The following is a 14,852-nucleotide window of genomic DNA, read 5'->3' as shown; positions in this document are numbered from 1 at the left end:
ATTCAGTTTTGAAGGAATAACGAAGAGAGGAGTCAATCCACTGGATTGGCTCTTTTTCCTATAAGAGAAGGGGAGCACATGGAACCGAAAGCAGAGAAAAAATATGAAGCTGACATGTACGAACCGATTCGGAATTATTTTGTCGCACAAGGATATGAAGTTTTTGGCGAGGTCAAGCATTGCGATTTAACGGCCATCAAAGGTGAGGAACTGATCATCGTTGAGTTTAAGCGCAACCTAAGTGTGGAATTGCTCATACAGGCAACAAAGCGCCAACGCTATACCGATTTTGTTTATATGGCGATCCCGAAGCCCAAATACAAATTGTTTTCGAAAAAGTGGCAAGATATATGCTACTTGGTTAGACGTCTAGAGCTCGGTCTCATTCTCGTGTCCTTTCCAAAAAGAGGGCCCGCAGTCATGGAAGTGAATATTTCACCGGGACCGTTTGATCGGGTAAAAAGCAAGCAATTCAATCAAAAAAAGCGAAACCGCATCATTGAAGAGATGCGGGGAAGATACGGCGATTACAATGTTGGCGGCAGCTATCAAACCAAGCTCATGACGGCCTACAAGCAGAGCTGCATTCAAATCGCGACGTTGCTTCAGCAGTATGGGCCGTTATCGCCTAAATTACTCAAGAGGAAAGGGGCGGGGGAGAAAACCTCGTCGATTCTTATCCAAAATCATTATGGGTGGTTTACCCGTGTGCAACGCGGCCTGTATGCGATCACTCCGACAGGAGAGAGAGAAATCGCGGAGTACCCTGAGCTCATTGCTTATTATCGAGAACAGGCAGAGGAAATTCACAGTACGCTTACTCTAGACGCAGAAAAACAAAGGCAGCCTGCCGTGAAGGAATAACAGGCTGCCTTTTCCTAGTGAAGGAATGAATTAGTGTGCGATCCATTCTGCAGTCATTTTCCCCACCAGTGCACGCCCAGCCACAATGTCTGGATGGAACTGGATCGTTGCGTTTTGGCGGACGATTTTCACCTGCTGAATGGCATCCGATAACCGCTGTTCATTCGTTAGCTTTCCCCGAGCTTTGGCGATAGAAAGTCCAGCGACCGTGCCTTGAGCCATTGCCACTTTGGCGCTTTCAATTCCCGTGATATTGCCTGCAACATAGAGTCCGGGGACTGGTGTTCGCATGCTTTCATTGTGTAAGGGGACATGCCCACCCAAGGAGGGAACATAGGCAAAAGGACACCCGGCAATCGCTGCCAATTCAGCGAGTGGGCTTAATCCGCCAGCGATACAGACGAAATCAGCCGGAATGACTTGTTCGGTTCCAGCTATGGTTGAACCATCGGCAGCTACTCGGGCGATACGAACACCCTCGACTTGAAAGGTTCCGATGATTTCCAATGCTGCTGTTCGAAGTTGAATCGGGATATCCCACATAGAAAACCCGTTTGAGGGGTAGAGGGCCATTGACAGCTTTTGCATCCATGAATTTCTCATCAGTTTGCTTCCCCATCGAATCATCAGAGAAGGGGCAAGATGGGCGACACGCAATAAAGATTGCAGCACTGCTTGTGGTTGCCCCGCAGTGTCACTGACAGTCGTACTAGGTGGGAGAATCATTCGATCCACCGTAATTCCAGCCAACTGCAATTCCCTGGATATCGCTACCGATAAGATATTGATTCCAATGACGACTCCGCGCTGTCCTACTCGCACGCGCTGCACGTTCGTCATGACTTGAGCAGCTCCGATGGACATCACGCCAGGTAACGTCCACCCTGGCACAGGCACGGCTGCTTCAGAAGCCCCCGTAGCAATCAGGAGCAACGGGGCTATCATTTCCCCCACTGTGGTAGAAACAATCCAGAAATTTTGAGATGGGGTCAAATGGAAGACGGAAACGCCGCAACGGATCTCTACGCCAAGCCCAATCGCTTCTTGCGTGAGACGAGCAGCCTCATCCAGTCCATTCCACCACACACCGTCCGGTTCTTCGTGAAGCTGTCCAAGCAAGCGGCCCCCAGGGCGATAGAACTCATCGATTACACGAACAGCCAATCCCTGCCTTGCACTTGCAATTGCTGCGGATAAGCCCGCGGGTCCAGCCCCGATGATGAGAAGGTCGATCATGCACCATGCCCTCCTTTTTTCAAGGGAGTAGGAAGGACAGAACCAGCATTCACTTGCATGCCTTCCTGCACAAGCGTCATACAAGCACGCACAGTCGGGACACCGTCTACATGCACGCGACATTCATAGCAGTGACCGATATTGCAGTAAATTCCTCGCGGTGTTCCTTTTTCCTCATGCACCCGAAGTGTACGGACTCCTGCGGCTAAAAGAGCTCCCGCAATCGTCTCGCCTTCGTAAGCCGTATAAACAGAGCCGTTATAATAAAAAGGAAGCTGCTTTCTGTCACCGATTGAACCGAGGACCGGATGGCGATCAATTCGTTGTCTCATGCCCGTTGCCCCCCAAGCGTTTGAAATGAGACGGGACGGATAGGCGGTTGGTATCCAAGAGGTACAGTATGAGAAGGCGCTTGGCCAGTTACTTGCTGAATGACCTGATCGATCAATGTACGGCAGGTTCTCCCACCGCAGCAGCCCATGCCGGCTCTGGTCCGTAGCTTGAGCTCGCGTGCGGTACATTGGTAGGTTTGGGCGGTCTCTACCAATTCAGCGAGAGTTACTTCTTCACAACGGCAGATAATCAATGGATGCGATTCCATGATGAAGCCTCCTTTCATTCTTACTTGATGAAAAATGCAAGTGTCGTGCCATGGGAAAGCGAGTGAGAACGTCCTAGCTGGCACAATACTTGCTGAATATTCTCAAAGAAACAGCCCAATCTCAACAAACAAAAGAGGGATGACAGAGATGGAAAAGGTAACAAGACTGCGTGAGAAATTCGATTCGCTTGGGATTGACGGGATGTTGATCACCAATGGACAAAACCGCCGATACCTCACAAACTTTACAGGTACATACGGGGTTGTCCTCATTTCAAGGGACCAGGCCAAGCTTTTTACAGATTTCCGTTACACATCTCAAGCGCAAGCACAAGCAACAGGCTTTGAGATCGTTTATTTGCCGACAAAAGAATCCGTTTACAGCGAAGTAGCGCGCCAGGCGGAAGCGATGGGGATCAACCATCTCGGCTTTGAGGAGGAGAATGTCTCATTTGCTTTGCATCGCAAATACAGTGAGGTCGTCCAAACAGCATTCATTCCGACGTCAGGTGTCATTGAGGGATTGCGGATGATGAAGACAAAGGAAGAACTGGCGATCATCCGAACGGCTGCGCAAATCGCCGATGCGGCATTTTCCCATATTACATCCTTCCTGCGTCCTGGTATCACAGAGCTCGCAGTGTCTAACGAATTGGAAATGTTCATGCGAAAGGAAGGGGCGTCGGGCTCTGCTTTTGACATCATTATTGCTTCTGGCTATCGTTCCGCACTTCCTCATGGCGTAGCGAGTGAAAAAACGATTGACGCGGGCGATATGGTCACGATGGACTTTGGTGCTTTGTACCAAGGATATCGTTCAGATATTACCCGTACGGTTGCTGTCGGCACACCTGATGAACGGCTCAAAGCCATCTACGAGATCGTTTTGGAAGCACGCAATCGGGCTGTTGCAGGCATTCGTCCCGGCATTACCGGGAAAGAGGCAGACGCCTTCGCACGGGACTACATCACGGAGCACGGCTATGGCGAGCGATTTGGACATGGGATGGGGCATGGAGTGGGCCTCGATATTCATGAAGAGCCATTTATGTCCACACGCTGCACCGCTGTTCTCCAAGAAGGCATGATTTTGACCGTGGAGCCGGGGATTTATATCCCAGAGCTTGGTGGGGTCCGTATCGAAGACGATTTGGTTGTCACAGAGAGTGGCAATGAGGTGCTGACACATTCATCGCGCGAATTGATCATTTTGTAAATCGAGAGTCAAAAGCCTTGGCCGAGTAAGTGGGCTGAGGTTTTTTTGTCTAACAGCGGTGTCTAAGATTTGAAACACGACAAGGTATACAGTGTACAAAAAAGTTTACAACAACCAACCTAAGAGCGAAGCCACCGTCGTTTTCATTTTTGGCACATCTTTTGCATTCTGATAATTCTGAAAAAATATATGACGACTGAATAATGGGGGTTGAGCCAATGAAAAAGAGTATGTTTGCAGTAATGAGTAGCGTAGCAGTCGTGGGATTAGCGTTGGCAGGATGTGGAGGAGGACAGCAAGCAGCACAGAGTGGTCAGTCGAGCACACAGCAAGCACCTGACACCACGGTTAAAGAACCAGCAAAAACACAAGTCCTTCGCTGGAATCTTCACTCCGAACCACCTACAGGTGATCCTGGACTTGCGGAAGACACGACTTCTGCTGCCATCGTGAAAGCAGTTTTTGATGGGCTGACACGCATCGGGTCTTCGGGCAAGCCAGAGGAAGCAGTAGCCGAGAAGATTGAAGTATCGAGTGATATGAAAATATATACCTTCAAGCTGAGAGACTCCAAATGGAGCAACGGAGAATCGGTAACTGCCCACGATTTCGAATACGCGTGGAAGCGTGCTCTCGATCCGAAGACAGCGTCCAATTACGCCTACCAGCTCTATTACATCAAGAATGCGGAGAAGGCCAACAAAGGAAATGGAAGCTTGGATGATGTCGGCGTAAAAGCATTGGACGACAAGACTCTGCAAGTAGAGTTGACGAATCCAACCCCGTTTTTTCTGGAGCTAACCGCCTTCCAAACTTATTTCCCGGTAAATAAAAAAGTAGTCGAGGCCGATGAAAAATGGGCTGGAGAGGCTAAAACACACGTAGGAAATGGTCCTTTCAAAATGGAGTCTTGGGAACACAAAAGCAAAATGGTACTCGTGAAAAACGACAACTATTGGGACAAAGATAGTGTCAAGCTGGACAAGATTGAGTTCTCGATGGTGGAGGATGAAAACACAGAGCTGTCCATGTTCGAAAACGGCGAGATTGACTGGGCAGGCAGTCCGTTAAGCTCGCTGCCAACAGATGCGATGCCAGCTCTTAAAGACAGCGGAAAGCTGCAAGTGAAGCCTGTCGGTGCTACCTACTGGTATAAGTTCAATACAGAGAAACCTCCGTTCAATAACGTGAAGATTCGTAAAGCTTTTGCCTACGCCATTAACCGTCAAATCTTAATCGACAACGTACTCCAAGCGAATCAGCAGCCAGCGATGGCAGCAGTTCCTCCGACAATGGGACTCAATACGGGCGGTTATTTCAAAGACAATGATCAAGAAACGGCCAAAAAGCTGTTAGAAGAAGGAATGAAAGAGCTGGGCATCTCTAAACTGCCGCCGATTAAGCTCAGCTACAACACGTCGGAAGGGCATAAAAAGATCGCAGAAGCGATTCAGGACCAATGGCGCCAAAACCTTGGAGCAGATGTGAAGCTGGAAAATCAGGAATGGAAGGTGTACCTCGAGACCATGCACGAGGGCAACTACCAGGTCGGGCGTCTCGGCTGGTCGGGTGACTTCAACGATCCGATCAACTTCCTGGAGCTGTTCAAGGAAAAGGACGGAGGAAACAATGATACGCGCTGGGAGAATCCGAGATTCAAAGAGCTGCTGAATCAGTCCGCCACCGAGAGTGATCCGGAAAAGCGCAAGTCGATTTTGCGTGAAGCCGAGCAAATCATGATGGACGAAATGCCGATTATGCCGATCTACTTCTATACGCATACATGGGTGAAGAATGACAAGGTAAAAGGAGTTTTCCAGGATGGTCTAGGCGCAATCGACTGGAAATGGGCATCAATCGAATGATATTTGAATGGGGATGGGCTATGAAAAAATGGGGAAGCGTGATAGTCGCGGCGATGTGCCAATCAAGGAGCTTCTACTGGAGGTGCAGACGTTGGCGAGATACTCGTCGGTGTGATTTTACCAGTAACTAGTAACTGTGCAGCGGATGGAAAAGACATGCGAAACGCAATCGAAATGGCTGATGATGTCTGTGATCCACAAATGGCGACGCAGGGAGGAATCAACCATGGAATTGATCCGTATTTTGTCTGAGGTGTTGCCGCCCAAAGAGGGGCGAAGGTTTCCTGATTTTTGTTTGCGTTGGCGTGCGTTTTTGGTGTGTAAGAAGCGGCTGTAGTGGAGGGAAGAAGCGAATTTCCAGTCTACGCTTCGGCCTACGCCCCGCAAAGGGGATTGACTGTCCGCTTCGGAAAAAATGGCGGGAGCGCTTCAAACGTAGAAGTTTCAATGAAGGATTTCATGAGTGAAGCTGAAATTCCCCGCCATTTTTTCCTACGCTGAGGTGGGCTCCAGAGGCGCTTGGACTGGAAATTCGCTTCTTCCTACGGGGCTTTGCTGAAAAATGATTGCAAGTCGATCCAAGAAGGAAGATGAACAACTCGAGATCATTGAATCTTCAAAACGAACCCAAAATGCTTCACGATCAAGATTGATCACTCAAGAAGATCAGCTAGTACAAGAAAACTACCATGACCAACCAAAATAGGTTTGAAAAGCCGGAAGAACATCTAACAGCTCGAAAGCCCTGTCACATGTTTGGAAGGAGACCGCCCGAACGAAGAGAGGATACAGGCGACTGGAAAACATGTGGCAGGGCTTCTCCATGAACAACCGTTGAAGGACAACGTTTTTTCTTTTTTACTTACCCAATTTGTTATAGAGCGTGGCCCGCGATATACCAAGTCTTTTCGCAGCCGCTTGCTTGTTGCCGTTTTCCAGCTCGATGGCTCGCAAAATGACACGGCGCTCATGCGCTTCGATTTCTTCTTGCAGCGAAAAAAGATCGGGAGGGAGCTCAATCGGGACCTGTTTCGTCTGAGCTTGCAAGGAATACGGCAAATCCTCTTCCTTGATAATACCGTCTGTCGCAAATACCACCAATCGTTCAATGGCATTTCGCAGCTCGCGAATGTTGCCTGGCCAGTCGTGTTGAAGCAGGTTTTGCATCACATTTTGCGAGATGGCATGGATGGGACGGTTGTAACGCAAAGAGAATTCATAGAGAAAAAAGTGGGCGAGTTCAATTGTATCTTCAATGCGTTCTCGAAGCGGAGGAATTTTCAAGGTCACGACATTGAGCCGATAGAATAGGTCTTGGCGAAACTTCCCTTCCTTCACTAACTCCTCCAAATTTTTATTCGTGGCGGCAACCACGCGGAAGTCCGCCTCAATCTGCTTGGTCCCTCCGACCGAATAATACTTTTTCTCTTGAAGCACGCGAAGCAGCTTCACTTGCATATCGAGCGGCATTTCTCCGACCTCGTCGAGAAACAGCGTTCCTCCACGTGCCAGCTCAATCATTCCTTTTTTCCCTTTTTGATCCGCACCAGAAAAGGCACCTTTTTCGTACCCGAAAAGCTCGCTTTCAAACAAAGTAGGTGAAATCGCACCGCAGTTGATGGCGATAAAGGGCGCATTGGAGCCTTCCCGCACATCATGCACGGCTTTGGCGAAAAGCTCCTTGCCGACGCCGCTTTCCCCTGTAATCAAGACGGTTGCTTGTGTAGCGCTGAGCTTTTGGATCATGGACTGGATATGGCGAATGGGGAGACTCGTTCCCTTGATCTGTGCAAATGGATCGGGTGTTGGACTGAGCTTCGCCATTTCCTGCTGCAAGTGATTCACTTTTTTATTGGCGTTCAACAGCTCCTGGTTCAGTCGGACTTGGCTCGTGATATCCGTTTCCGCCGCGACAGCACCGATGATTTTGTCATGCAAATAGATCGGATTGGTATTGATGAGCACGACGAGATCCTCTCGTGGCTGATGCTGATGACGGTAGAGAGACTGTCCGCTTTGGAGTGATTTGAGTGTTTCAAGCATTTCGAGCGGGAAAAATTCGGTGATCGGGCGACCAATCGTTTCTTTTGCTTTCAGGGAAAAGATTCGTTCAGCCCCTTCTGTCCAAACCATCACACGCGCTTTTTCATCGATAACGGATATGGATGCATCCATGGTCTTAATCATCGTCTCGAAATACGCTTCCAAGATCTCATACGAGGAAAAAATGGCTTGTATGACTGCACCTCGATGAAGGTAGCCGACAGGGACTCCAGGCAGTTTTTCGATCAGGAGATAGTTGTGAGTAGCTAGCAGGTGGATGGCGTCGGCCAATGTTGAATCAAGTGTCGTCACAGCAGCTGGTTCCCAAGGGGCTTTTGTGCAATCAATCGTCAAATTGGCGGTTAAATGGGAGGAATCGGCGACATGCCAGCTGGTTTGACGCAGGGCAAATACAGGAACGGTTTCGTCCAAATAAGGAGGGAGAAGCTCTTGATCGTTGAAAATACGTATGTTTGTCTGTAGCAACTCGGTTAAGGCAGGAAGTTTGTGATTCAACCCGATCATCCCTTTTTAAAAGAGGTTGTTCAAGTGTATAAAATTTCGAACATTTTCTCATTTATTATACATTCGCTCTTTGAGTTGTCAAAGAATTTAGACGAAATGTTTTGGGGATCTCGCTTGGAACGATTGGCATGGCTATTGCAAAAACAAAAGAAGGAAGAGAGTAGCAGAATACGCATTTGAGGAGAATCAGCATGACAGTACAAACCCATGCGCAGATTGCGGTAATCGGCGGTGGCATCATCGGCGCGGCGATTGCGTATTACGCTGCGAAGGCTGGATTGGATGTCGTTGTCCTGGAAAAAGGCGAGCTGGCATCAGGGACGTCCTCGCGCTGTGACGGGAATATTTTGGCGATCGACAAGGACCCCGGCTTTGACAGCCAGATGTCCCTGAAAAGCCAGATGCTCGTTGATCAGCTTAGCCGGGAGCTGGACCATACGTTTGAATATCGGGCACCGGGGAGCATTCTCGTCTGCGAATCAGAGGCTGAGATGGAAGCCGCTCATGAATGGGTGCGACGGCAAAAAGAAGCAGGACTGCCGTTTCGGATGCTGGACCGGGCGGATATTCGGCAGGAGTCGCCCTACTTTGCCCACGATTTGCTGGGAGGCTTGGAGTGCGCCACCGATTCTACCGTCAATCCGTACATGCTGACCTTTGCCCTGTTTGAAGGCGCGAAAAAGCATGGAGCGAGGATCATGCGCCGTACAGAGGTCAAGTCGCTCAGACGTGATCAGGCGACGGGAACGTTTCACATCGGGCTTGGTACAGGCAGCATGACGGCCAAGCAGGTCGTCAACGCTGCGGGGGTGTGGGCGCCGGTCATTGGCAAAATGGTCGGGGTGGATATTCCGATCGTTCCGCGCAAAGGGCATTTGATCGTCGCCTCGAGACAGATGCCTGTCGGAGGACGAAAGGTGATGGAATTCGGCTATCTCATCTCGAAGTTTGGCGGAGTGCGGCAAGTAGACGAGGAGACAGAGAAGTACGGAGTCGCGCTCGTATTTGAACCGACAGAAAGCCAGAACTTCTTGATTGGCTCCAGTCGTCAGTTTGTCGGCTTCGATACGCAGATTGATCTGAATGTCGTCAGGTGCATGGCGAGAAGAGCACTGCGCTTTTATCCGAAGATCGCCGACTTCGCCATCATCCGCACCTATTGCGGTTTGCGCCCGTGGACAGAGGATCACTTGCCGATTATTTCTCGCGTAGAGGAAGTTCCCGGTTATTTTATCGCGGCTGGTCATGAAGGAGATGGAATCAGTCTGGCTGCCGTCACAGGCAAGCTGGTGTCCGAGATGCTAGTCGATCAGACAGACACCATCATTCCGACAGAGCCGCTGCGTTTGGACCGGTTTACGAAAAAAGGAGTGTTGCATCTATGAAAGCAAGGAGGGTGTTTACCACTATTGACACGCATACCGGGGGAAATCCTACCCGCACGGTAATCAGTGGTCTGCCAAAGCTTACCGGAGCCACGATGGGAGAAAAAATGCTCCTGATGAAGGCCGAGTACGACTGGATTCGCACGCTTTTGATGTATGAGCCGCGCGGGCATGATGTGATGTCCGGGGCCTTGATCGTCGATCCATGCCATCCGGATGCGGATGTAGGAGTGATCTATATCGAGACAGGCGGATACTTGCCGATGTGCGGCCACGATACGATCGGTCTATGTACCGTACTGGTGGAGACAGGTATGATCCCCGTTACTGAGCCGGTGACAAAACTAACGCTCGATACGCCAGCAGGATTGGTCGAGGTAGACATACAGGTAGAGGGAGGGAAAGCCAAGGAAGTATCGTTTGTGAACATTCCAGCCTTCCTCTACCAGCAAGATGTGACTGTAGAAGTAGAAGGGATTGGAGCGGTGACCTGCGACATTGCGTACGGAGGAAACTTTTATGCCATCACGGATGCACGCAAGCTCCATCTCGAACTGATACCAGCGAATGCATCCACCATTGTCGATACGGCCGTCACGATTCGAAAAGCGATTAATCAGGCCATGGAGATCGTTCATCCAGAGAAGCCGTTTATTCGCGGGCTGACCCATGTGGAGTTCTATACGGCCCCTGACAATCCGGGAGCGGATGTGAAAAATACCGTCGTCGTGCCACCGGGTGGAATAGACCGATCGCCTTGTGGAACGGGCACTTCCGCCAAGCTGGTGACCATGTTTGCCAAAGGGGAGATTGGGATAGACGAACCGTTTGTGCATGAGAGCATCGTCGGTTCTCTGTTTACAGGAAGAGTGCTGCAGGTGACGGAGGAGGGGGGGCTGCCTGCTGTCATTACCCGAATTGCAGGCTCGGCCTGGCTGATGGGCAAGCATACGATTTTTTACAATCCGGAAGACGAACTGGGGAATGGCTTTTTGCTCATCCCAGCCGCAACTGATCATTAAAACAAAACCCAAATGGGAGAGGAGAATGAAAAATGGCAAGATTTGAAGGAGTGTACGTGGCGATTGTCACGCCGTTTACAAACGATTATGAGGTGGATTACAAACGTTTGGCAGAATTGTGTGACTGGTTGATTCAGGAGGGCGTAGACGGACTGGTTCCATCCGGTTCGCTGGGAGAATACGCGACAATGACAGGAGAAGAGCGGGCAAAAGTCATTCATACCGTGATCGCTGCCACAAAAGGTCGAGTCCCGGTGGTCGTAGGCTCTGCTGCTCCGTCTACCCGTCAAGCAGTGGAATGGGTGCAATTTTCCAAGGATGCGGGAGCAGCAGGCGTGATGGCCTTGCCCCCGATCAACTACAAGCCATTGGAAAATGAAGTGTTTGCCCACTACGAGGCACTGAACACTGTCGGGCTGCCGATTATTGCCTATAACAATCCGCACGACTACAAAATCGATCTGACTCCGGACATTTTGGCAAGACTGGCGAAGTTCGGAAATATCGTCGCTGTGAAAGAGTTCTCCGGTGACGTGCGCCGCATGCAGGACATTCTCGCCCAGACGGACTTGGAAGTCATGGTCGGTGTAGACGATCTCGTCATGGAGGGCGGCTTGATCGGGGCGACAGGTTGGATTTCGGGTGTGCCGAATGCGCTGCCAAAAGAAGGAGTAGAGCTGTTCCGACTGGCACGGGCAGGCAAACTCGCCGAAGCACAAGCTCTTTATCGTCGTTTGTTGCCACTGTTCCACTATGATGCGAGTCCACAGCTGGTACAGTCGATCAAATACATGATGGAGCTGGCGAATTTCCCAGTAGGACCGACTCGTCCGCCGCGTCTGCCGCTGACTGAAGAATACTACGCAGGCATTAAAAAGGCGTTTGACTACGCTGTCGGCGCTGCAAGTGGACGATAAGGGGGACGGGCAGGATGCACAGCAAAAACTGGATTGGCGGCGAATGGATGACGCCGTCAGGGAAGGAACTAACGGTCAAAAACCCGTCGCGTATCACGGAAGAAGTCGGTGTTCTACATCTGTCTGATCGATCACATGTTTTTGCCGCTGAACAGGCAGCGCGTGCGGCACAGATCGGTTGGGCAAAACAAACGGGTGCGGCTCGTGGCGAAATCCTGTTTCAAATGGCTGCCGCCTTAGAGGCAAATGCAGACAGCTTGGCACAGCTGGCAAGCCGGGAAATGGGCAAGCAGCTTGGCGAGATGCGCGGTGAAGTGGCGCGTGGGGTCAGTCTGTTGCGCTATTATGCTGGAGAAGGGATGCGTTCCAACGGCAACCTGATTCCTTCTTCAGATACAAACGTTCTGCAATACAGCCGTCGTGTCCCGCTCGGAGTCGTGGCGGTCATCACACCATGGAACTTCCCCGTTGCGATCCCCATCTGGAAGATCGCCCCTGCACTTATTTGCGGGAACACGGTCATCTGGAAACCAGCAGAAAATGGTTCACTCGCGGCGACACGACTAGCTGAAATATTTGCGGAAACAAAGCTGCCTGCGGGTGTGCTGAATCTGGTGATTGGCAAGGGCCGGGAGATCGGCCATACACTCACGAATGAAGCCGAAGTCGATGCAGTCAGCTTCACTGGCTCATCGGAAACAGGCAGACAGATTGCTATCGCGTGCGCGGGTCGCAATATGAAATATCAAACAGAAATGGGCGGAAAGAATGCAGCAGTCGTTTTGGCTGATGCTGATCTGGACAAAACGGTTCCGATTTTGCTCAGCGGCGCGTTTCGATCGGCTGGTCAAAAATGTACAGCTACCAGCAGGATCATTGTAGAAAAAGCGATCTACCAGCCACTGGTCGAGCGACTGCAATCGGCTATGGAGAAGTGCCGGGTAGGAGATGCCAGCGATCTGGAAGCGTATTTGGGGCCAGTTGCCTCGGCTGCACAGTATGAGACGGTCGGGAAGTTCATCGCATTGGCTAACGATGAAGCGACAGTCATTGCCCAAAGCCCATCATATGAAAAAGAAGAGCAAGGCTATTACATCCGTCCCCAAATTGTCGAGGGTGTCGCTGCCAATCATCGCCTCGTTCAGGAGGAGGTGTTCGGACCATTGGCTGTACTTATGACAGCAGACGGTTTTGACGAGGCGGTGGAGCTGTGCAACCAGTCTGTTTACGGACTGAGCGCTTCGCTGTTTACCCGAGATTTGGCGAGTGCCCATCGCTTTTTGGATATGGCGCAGGCGGGGATGGTTCGGGTCAATCAGGAGACGGCAGGTGTGGAATACCAGGCTCCATTTGGCGGCATGAAGCTGTCCAGCTCACATACACGGGAGCAGGGGCAGGCAGCGCTTGATTTTTACAGTACGACGAAAACATGCGCGATCAAATACGCGTGGTGATCCATCAAGCTTTTCGCCACTCGGATAAAAAGGTGAGGATGTCATGCACATCAATCAGTTGTTTACGACGATCGAGGCCCATACCGGAGGGGAGCCGCTGCGCATCATAACAGGCGGCATCCCACCGCTCGCGGGTGAGACGATTCTGGAGAAGCGACGTTACTTTCGGGAGGAGCTGGACCATATCCGGCGTGTACTCATGTATGAGCCGCGCGGGCATCATGGTATGTACGGCTGTGTCATGACAGAGCCCGTCAGCCCAGATGCGGCATTTGGAGTGCTGTTCATGCATAACGAGGGCTACAGTACAATGTGCGGGCATGGAATCATTGCGGTTGTGACGGCTGCCATTGAGACTGGAATACTTCGGCTGAAAGATCCAACAGGGCGTATTGTGATTGACAGTCCGGCAGGAAGAATCATTGCACACGCCAATGTAGAAGAATCGCTGGTCCATTCCGTCTCGTTTGAAAATGTCCCCTCCTTTGTTTTGGCACAAGACGTTTCTATTGAGTGGGGAGGACGTACTTTTTCGGTGGACATTTCTTTTGGCGGAGCATTCTATGCAGTCGTACAGGCGCAAGATATCGGGGTTCAGGTAGAAATGGAGCAATTGGCCGAGCTGCAAGAGTGGGGCAAGCTAATCAAAGAACAACTCGAGGCGAAGATAGAGGTCGTTCATCCGTTGGAGCCTGAGCTTAAAGGAATTTACGGGGTGATTATCTCGGATAAGCCGAGAGGGGAAGGATCAGACCTGCGCAACGTAACGATTTTCGCTGATAAGCAAATCGATCGCTCACCATGCGGTACAGGTACTGCGGTTCGCGTAGCCACCTTGCATGCGCGAGGCAAGCTGGCTCTTGGAGAATCGTTTGTTCATGAAGGAATTGTCGGGAGCCAGTTTATCGGCAAGGTAGTAGCAACCACGCAGGTAGGGAGTTATCCGGCTGTCATTCCGAGCATAGAAGGCAAGGCGTTCATTACAGGTCTGCATCAATTTGTCGTAGACCCTTCGGACCCGCTGAAAGACGGATTTTTACTGCGATAGGATCGTTTGCTAGAAAAAGAGGTTGCCGATCAGAGGCAGCCTTTTTCTCATCCTCGAAAAAGCCTGGTCACAATACTGCCACGCATTGGGACATCAGCATTTTTTCCCTGCTTCTGGTATAATGGACAAGATTGAATTTAGGAGTAAAGGGGTTGAATTTTTTGCCGTACAAAGCGTTAATTGAAGCGCATGTGGGTAGCTGGGAAGTCGCATTCGTGCTCTTGATCGTTGCCTACATCCTGTATCGCGTGGGCAAAGCAAAAGCAGGCAAGATCGTACATATGCTGCTCAGACTCATGATGGTCATCATTCTTGTATCGGGAGCTTGGATGCTTTTCGTGGGTCACGCAACAGATTTCTATTACTACGTGAAGGGCATCATCGCGGTTATCGCCTTTGGCTTGATGGAAATGTCCCTGGGCAAAGCAAAGCGACAAGAAGGCAGCATCGGCTTCTTCATCGGCTGTATTGTCGTATTAGTGCTGGTTATTCTGCTTGGCTATCGCGTATTTATGTAAGATAGGCAATATAGGAAAGAAAAGGGTTTCCTCGCAAGAAATATTTGCGGGCGAAAGCCCTTTTTTGTAGGGACGGGCACGGATAAGCCAATTAGCAAAGGGAGGGCGGGGGCCATATCACTCTATGTACATAAGTTAGAGGGAAGAGGTGAGGAACA

The 14,852-nt window shown here is 50.6% G+C and carries 13 protein-coding genes; 9 read left to right on the top strand and 4 right to left on the bottom strand.

The window, feature by feature from the left end:
- Positions 1 to 78: 78 nt before the first annotated feature.
- Positions 79 to 864, top strand: coding sequence for a DUF2161 domain-containing phosphodiesterase (locus C7R91_RS06345; protein WP_047071302.1), 786 nt, complete (start codon positions 79 to 81; stop codon positions 862 to 864).
- A 30-nt stretch (positions 865 to 894) separates the two neighbouring features.
- On the opposite strand, the gene C7R91_RS06340 is transcribed toward C7R91_RS06345, so the two are convergent.
- From C7R91_RS06340 to C7R91_RS06330, 3 genes are read right to left on the bottom strand one after another with little or no spacing between them, the layout of a single operon-like run.
- Positions 895 to 2,100, bottom strand: coding sequence for an NAD(P)/FAD-dependent oxidoreductase (locus C7R91_RS06340; RefSeq protein ID WP_047071304.1), 1,206 nt, complete (start codon positions 2,098 to 2,100; stop codon positions 895 to 897).
- Positions 2,097 to 2,432: a (2Fe-2S)-binding protein gene (locus C7R91_RS06335; RefSeq protein WP_047071306.1), complete on the bottom strand. Its 336-nt coding sequence runs from the start codon at positions 2,430 to 2,432 to the stop codon at positions 2,097 to 2,099. Before C7R91_RS06335 ends, C7R91_RS06340 begins: the two co-directional genes overlap by 4 nt.
- Complete coding sequence (locus C7R91_RS06330; RefSeq protein ID WP_047071309.1) at positions 2,429 to 2,701, bottom strand: (2Fe-2S)-binding protein; 273 nt, start codon at positions 2,699 to 2,701, stop codon at positions 2,429 to 2,431. The genes C7R91_RS06335 and C7R91_RS06330 overlap by 4 nt, the downstream gene beginning before the upstream one ends.
- Positions 2,702 to 2,849: 148 nt before the next feature.
- On the opposite strand from C7R91_RS06330, the gene C7R91_RS06325 reads away from it, so the two are divergent.
- Together C7R91_RS06325 and C7R91_RS06320 are read left to right on the top strand one after the other, a co-directional pair.
- Positions 2,850 to 3,917 carry a M24 family metallopeptidase gene (locus C7R91_RS06325; protein ID WP_047071310.1) on the top strand — a complete coding sequence of 356 codons (1,068 nt, stop codon included), beginning with the start codon at positions 2,850 to 2,852 and terminating at the stop codon, positions 3,915 to 3,917.
- 218 nt (positions 3,918 to 4,135) lie between these two features.
- Positions 4,136 to 5,782 (top strand): peptide ABC transporter substrate-binding protein, encoded by a 1,647-nt coding sequence (locus C7R91_RS06320; RefSeq protein ID WP_047071311.1) that lies wholly within the window; start codon positions 4,136 to 4,138, stop codon positions 5,780 to 5,782.
- A gap of 858 nt (positions 5,783 to 6,640) precedes the next feature.
- Here C7R91_RS06320 and C7R91_RS06310 read toward each other — a convergent pair.
- Positions 6,641 to 8,341, bottom strand: coding sequence for a sigma-54 interaction domain-containing protein (locus C7R91_RS06310; RefSeq protein WP_047071312.1), 1,701 nt, complete (start codon positions 8,339 to 8,341; stop codon positions 6,641 to 6,643).
- Positions 8,342 to 8,541: 200 nt separating this feature from the next.
- Between C7R91_RS06310 and C7R91_RS06305 the strand changes: the two genes are divergently transcribed.
- The 6 genes from C7R91_RS06305 (at position 8,542) to C7R91_RS06280 (ending at position 14,694) form a co-directional block, all read left to right on the top strand.
- The gene (locus C7R91_RS06305; protein WP_047071314.1) at positions 8,542 to 9,735 is read left to right on the top strand and encodes an NAD(P)/FAD-dependent oxidoreductase; all 1,194 of its coding nucleotides are present in this window, start codon (positions 8,542 to 8,544) and stop codon (positions 9,733 to 9,735) included.
- A complete protein-coding gene (locus tag C7R91_RS06300; protein WP_047071316.1) occupies positions 9,732 to 10,757 on the top strand; it encodes a proline racemase family protein in 1,026 nt (341 codons plus the stop codon). The genes C7R91_RS06305 and C7R91_RS06300 overlap by 4 nt, the downstream gene beginning before the upstream one ends.
- Positions 10,758 to 10,789: 32 nt before the next feature.
- Positions 10,790 to 11,674: a dihydrodipicolinate synthase family protein gene (locus tag C7R91_RS06295; protein ID WP_047071317.1), complete on the top strand. Its 885-nt coding sequence runs from the start codon at positions 10,790 to 10,792 to the stop codon at positions 11,672 to 11,674.
- Positions 11,675 to 11,688: 14 nt separating this feature from the next.
- A complete protein-coding gene (locus C7R91_RS06290) occupies positions 11,689 to 13,128 on the top strand; it encodes an aldehyde dehydrogenase family protein (protein WP_047071319.1) in 1,440 nt (479 codons plus the stop codon).
- 43 nt (positions 13,129 to 13,171) lie between these two features.
- Entirely contained in the window at positions 13,172 to 14,176 is a 1,005-nt protein-coding gene (locus tag C7R91_RS06285) for a proline racemase family protein (RefSeq protein ID WP_047071320.1), read from the top strand.
- Between the two features lie 152 nt (positions 14,177 to 14,328).
- Entirely contained in the window at positions 14,329 to 14,694 is a 366-nt protein-coding gene (locus C7R91_RS06280; protein WP_007715853.1) for a YisL family protein, read from the top strand.
- Positions 14,695 to 14,852 lie beyond the last annotated feature (158 nt).

This window comes from Brevibacillus formosus, assembly GCF_003013405.1.
Lineage (GTDB): Bacteria > Bacillota > Bacilli > Brevibacillales > Brevibacillaceae > Brevibacillus > Brevibacillus formosus.
This window is presented reverse-complemented; position numbering and strand designations above follow the sequence as displayed.

Bases quoted from the DNA above. Each gene is read 5' to 3' on its own strand.
- C7R91_RS06345 (WP_047071302.1), top strand. From the start codon at position 79: ATGGAACCGAAAGCAGAGAAAAAATATGAAGCTGACATGTACGAACCG.
- C7R91_RS06340 (WP_047071304.1), bottom strand. From the start codon at position 2,100: ATGATCGACCTTCTCATCATCGGGGCTGGACCCGCGGGCTTATCCGCA.
- C7R91_RS06335 (WP_047071306.1), bottom strand. From the start codon at position 2,432: ATGAGACAACGAATTGATCGCCATCCGGTCCTCGGTTCAATCGGTGAC.
- C7R91_RS06330 (WP_047071309.1), bottom strand. From the start codon at position 2,701: ATGGAATCGCATCCATTGATTATCTGCCGTTGTGAAGAAGTAACTCTC.
- C7R91_RS06325 (WP_047071310.1), top strand. From the start codon at position 2,850: ATGGAAAAGGTAACAAGACTGCGTGAGAAATTCGATTCGCTTGGGATT.
- C7R91_RS06320 (WP_047071311.1), top strand. From the start codon at position 4,136: ATGAAAAAGAGTATGTTTGCAGTAATGAGTAGCGTAGCAGTCGTGGGA.
- C7R91_RS06305 (WP_047071314.1), top strand. From the start codon at position 8,542: ATGACAGTACAAACCCATGCGCAGATTGCGGTAATCGGCGGTGGCATC.
- C7R91_RS06300 (WP_047071316.1), top strand. From the start codon at position 9,732: ATGAAAGCAAGGAGGGTGTTTACCACTATTGACACGCATACCGGGGGA.
- C7R91_RS06295 (WP_047071317.1), top strand. From the start codon at position 10,790: ATGGCAAGATTTGAAGGAGTGTACGTGGCGATTGTCACGCCGTTTACA.
- C7R91_RS06290 (WP_047071319.1), top strand. From the start codon at position 11,689: ATGCACAGCAAAAACTGGATTGGCGGCGAATGGATGACGCCGTCAGGG.
- C7R91_RS06285 (WP_047071320.1), top strand. From the start codon at position 13,172: ATGCACATCAATCAGTTGTTTACGACGATCGAGGCCCATACCGGAGGG.